This window comes from uncultured Roseobacter sp., from assembly GCF_947499265.1.
GTDB lineage: Bacteria > Pseudomonadota > Alphaproteobacteria > Rhodobacterales > Rhodobacteraceae > Roseobacter.
The window spans coordinates 1-3,991 of record NZ_CANMNK010000021.1 but is presented as its reverse complement, the minus strand read 5'-3'; the positions used below and the strand labels follow the sequence as shown (position 1 = coordinate 3,991).

At 63.9% G+C, this 3,991-nt stretch carries 3 protein-coding genes; all 3 read left to right on the top strand.

Annotated elements, in window-relative coordinates:
* Positions 1 to 15 precede the first annotated feature (15 nt).
* Positions 16 to 501 (top strand): (2Fe-2S)-binding protein, encoded by a 486-nt coding sequence (locus tag Q1A63_RS25550; protein WP_299410973.1) that lies wholly within the window; start codon positions 16 to 18, stop codon positions 499 to 501.
* 98 nt (positions 502 to 599) lie between these two features.
* Complete coding sequence (locus tag Q1A63_RS25545) at positions 600 to 2,972, top strand: xanthine dehydrogenase family protein molybdopterin-binding subunit (protein WP_298976926.1); 2,373 nt, start codon at positions 600 to 602, stop codon at positions 2,970 to 2,972.
* Positions 2,973 to 3,142: 170 nt separating this feature from the next.
* Positions 3,143 to 3,931: a xanthine dehydrogenase family protein subunit M gene (locus Q1A63_RS25540; RefSeq protein ID WP_298976928.1), complete on the top strand. Its 789-nt coding sequence runs from the start codon at positions 3,143 to 3,145 to the stop codon at positions 3,929 to 3,931.
* The last annotated feature ends 60 nt before the right edge of the window (positions 3,932 to 3,991 follow it).

Below are 3,991 nucleotides of genomic sequence, written 5' to 3'. Positions count from 1 at the left end.
AAGGGAGTTTTTGAGATGTCTCGGATTGAGATGGTTGTGAATGGGGTTTCGGCGTCTGGTGATGTTGAGGGTCGGACGTTGTTGTCGTCGTTTTTGCGCGATGAGCTGCAACTTACGGGGACGCATGTGGGGTGTGATACCTCGCAGTGCGGGGCCTGTGTTGTGCATGTGGACGGTGTGGCGGTGAAGGCCTGTACGATGCTGGCGGCGGAGGCTGCGGGGGCCGAGGTCACCACGATCGAGGGGATGGCCAATGCGGATGGGTCGCTGAATGTGATCCAGCAGGCGTTCCAGGATCATCACGGGCTGCAGTGCGGGTTCTGCACGCCGGGCATGGTGATGTCGGCAGCAGCACTCCTGAAGGAGACCCCCAAGCCCAGCGAGGCGGAGGTGCGGGACTATCTGGAGGGCAATATCTGCCGCTGCACCGGGTATCATAATATCGTCAAGGCGATCATGGCGGCCAGTGGCCAGGACGTGGCCGCGGTGGCTGCGGAATAATCAACACGGGCGTGACAGGGGGGGCTGAAGCCCACCCTCCGACAGATCGCGCCGACGTAAGGTGAGCCTTGGGCCACCGTTTGACAGGGAGGAATGACATGCCAAAAGATGGAGGCATCGGCGCCAGCTCAAAGCGCCGCGAGGACGTCCGGTTTTTGACCGGGGCGGGGAATTACACGGACGACATCAACATCCGGGGACAGGCGCATGTGTTCTTTCTGCGCTCTGACGTGGCGCATGGGACGATCACGTCCATCGACACGTCGGCGGCGGCAGCCATGGCCGGGGTGGTGAAGATCTTCACCGGCGCGGACTTCGAGGCGGTGGGCGGCATGCCCTGCGGCTGGCAGGTGACCGACAAGCATGGCGAACCGATGCAGGAGCCGCGCCACCCGATCCTGGCACATGGCAAGGTGCGGCATGTGGGCGAGCCGATTGCCGCCGTGGTCGCCGAGACGCTGGAGCAGGCGCGCGATGCCGCGGAGGCCATCGAGGTGGACATTGCCGAGTTGCCGGCTGTGGTCGACATGAAGGCGGCTGTGGCCAGTGATGATGTCAAGGTGCATGACGATCTGACCTCGAACCTCTGTTATGACTGGGGCTTTGTGGAGGAGAACAAGGCGGCCACGGATGAGGCCTTTGAGGCGGCTGCGCATGTGACCACGCTGGAGCTGGTGAACAATCGGCTGGTCGCGAACCCGATGGAGCCGCGCGTGGCGGTGGGGGATTATGCCCGCGGCACGCAGGACCACACGCTTTATACCACCAGCCAGAACCCGCATGTGATCCGCCTGCTGATGGGCGCGTTTGTGCTGGGCATTCCGGAGCATAAACTGCGGGTGGTCGCTCCTGATGTGGGCGGTGGCTTTGGCACCAAGATCTTCCACTATCAGGAAGAGGCCTTTGTGACCTTCGCGGCCAAGGCCTGTAATCGCCCGGTCAAATGGACGTCGAGCCGGTCGGAGGCCTTCATGTCGGATGCGCATGGCCGTGACCATGTGACCAAGATCGAGCTGGCGCTGGATGGGGAGAATAACTTCACCGCGCTCCGCACCGAGACCTTCGCCAATATGGGGGCGTATTTGAGCACCTTCGCGCCCTCGATCCCGACCTGGCTGCACGGCACGCTGATGGCGGGGAATTACAAAACGCCGCTGATTTATGTGAATGTGAAGGCGGTCTTCACCAACACCGTGCCGGTGGACGCCTATCGCGGCGCGGGCCGGCCCGAGGCCACCTTCCAGCTGGAGCGGGTGATCGACCAGGCGGCGCGCGAGCTGGGGGTCGACCCGGTCGAGCTGCGGCGGCAGAACTTCATCACCGAGTTCCCCTATGCCACGCCGGTGGCGGTGGAATATGACACCGGGGATTACCACGCGACCATGGACAAGGTGCTGGAGCTGTCGGACCGCGATGGGTTCGCCGCACGGCGCGCCGAGAGCGAGGCCCGCGGCAAGCTGCGCGGCTTCGGCATCAACTGCTTTATCGAGGCCTGCGGCATCGCACCCAGCAACCTCGTGGGCCAGTTGGGCGCGCGCGCAGGGCTTTATGAAAGCGCCACGGTGCGGGTCAATGCCACGGGCGGTCTGGTGGTGATGACCGGCTCGCATTCTCACGGGCAGGGGCATGAGACCTCCTTTGCCCAGGTGGTGGCTGACATGATCGGGATCGATGAGAATATGGTCGAGGTCGTGCATGGCGATACCGCCAATACGCCGATGGGCATGGGCACCTATGGCTCGCGCTCGATCGCGGTGGGCGGGTCTGCCATGGTGCGCGCGACCGAGAAGATCATCGCCAAGGCGAAGAAGATCGCCAGCCACCTGTTGGAGGCCTCTGAAGAGGACATCGAGCTCAAGGATGGGGCGTTCTCGGTGGCGGGCACGGATAAATCCGTGGCCTGGGGCGATGTGACGCTGGCCGCTTACGTGCCGCATAACTATCCGCTCGAAGACATCGAGCCGGGGCTGGAGGAGACGGCGTTTTACGATCCCAGCAACTTCACCTATCCGGCGGGGGCCTATACCTGCGAGGTGGAGGTCGATCCGGCCACAGGCGAGGTCAGCATTGAGCGCTTTGCCTCTGCGGATGATTTTGGCAATGTGATCAACCCGATGATCGTGGAAGGCCAGGTGCATGGCGGGATCGCGCAGGGGATCGGTCAGGCGCTGCTGGAGAACTGTTCCTATGACGAGAATGGCCAGCTTTTGTCAGCCTCCTACATGGACTACGCGATGCCACGGGCAGATAATCTGCCGCAGATGGATCATTATGTGGTCGATCATTCCTGCCAGACGCCCTGCACGCATAACCCGCTGGGGGTCAAGGGCTGTGGTGAGGCCGGGGCCATCGGCTCGCCGCCCACGGTGATCAATGCGGTCATCGATGCGCTGCAGTCGGGCGGTCATGACGTGGCGCATCTGGATATGCCAGCCACACCGGCCCGCGTTTGGGCGGCGATGCAGAAGTGATGGGTTCGGGGTGTGATGTCAGCCGTCGTCCGGGGCTCCGCCCCGTTCGGCCTCAAACTGTCCACTGGACAGTTTGCCGCTAACGCGGACCGGCCTCATGCCCCGGGATATTTGACGCCAGAAGAAGGTGAGATGCGCCTTTTGAACTGGCGGATGGAAAGGATGAAGCGATGTATAATTTTGATGTGGAGACTCCCGGCACGGTGGCGGATGCCGCCGCTGCCATGGGGCGTGAGGATGCGCAGGCGCTAGGCGGGGGGCAGACGCTCATTCCGACGCTGAAGCAGCGGTTGGCGAGCCCATCCGTGCTGGTGAGCCTGCGCGGGATCACCGAGATGCAGGGCGTATGCACCGGCGATGACGGGCAACTGTGCATCGGCGGGGCGACCACCCATGCCACGGTGGCCGCAGAGGCGGGGGCGTACCCCGGTCTGGCGGCGCTGGCCAGTCACATTGGCGATCCGGCGGTGCGTAACCGTGGCACCATTGGCGGCTCGTTGGCCAACAACGATCCCTCGGCCTGTTATCCGGCGGCCGTGCTGGGCTCAGGCGCCACAGTGGTGACCAACACGCGCGAGATCGCAGCGGATGACTACTTCCAGGGCATGTTCACCACGGCGCTGGAGGAAGGTGAGATCATCACCGAGGTGCGCTTCCCGGTGCCGCAAGCCTCGAATTATCAGAAGTTTGTGCAGCCCGCCTCGCGCTTTGCGCTGGTCGGTGTCTTTGTGGCGAAGTTCGCAGAGGGCGTGCGGGTGGCGATCACCGGGGCCTCGAACGACGGCGTCTTCCGCTGGTCCGAGGCCGAAGCGGCGCTGTCGTCGAACTTCTCGGCCACAGCGCTGGATGGGCTTGTGCTCTCCGGGGACGACATGATCAACGACCTGCACGGCACAGGCCAATACCGCGCCCACCTCGCCGCCGTCATGACAAAACGCGCCACAGAGGCCGCGGCCTGAAACACACACCCCCGCCCCGCCGCTTCGCGCGGGGCAGGGGCCGGGGGGCTAGAGGGTGAT

Coding starts and splice junctions, on each gene's coding strand:
- Q1A63_RS25550 (WP_299410973.1), top strand. CDS start 16: ATGTCTCGGATTGAGATGGTTGTGAATGGGGTTTCGGCGTCTGGTGAT.
- Q1A63_RS25545 (WP_298976926.1), top strand. CDS start 600: ATGCCAAAAGATGGAGGCATCGGCGCCAGCTCAAAGCGCCGCGAGGAC.
- Q1A63_RS25540 (WP_298976928.1), top strand. CDS start 3,143: ATGTATAATTTTGATGTGGAGACTCCCGGCACGGTGGCGGATGCCGCC.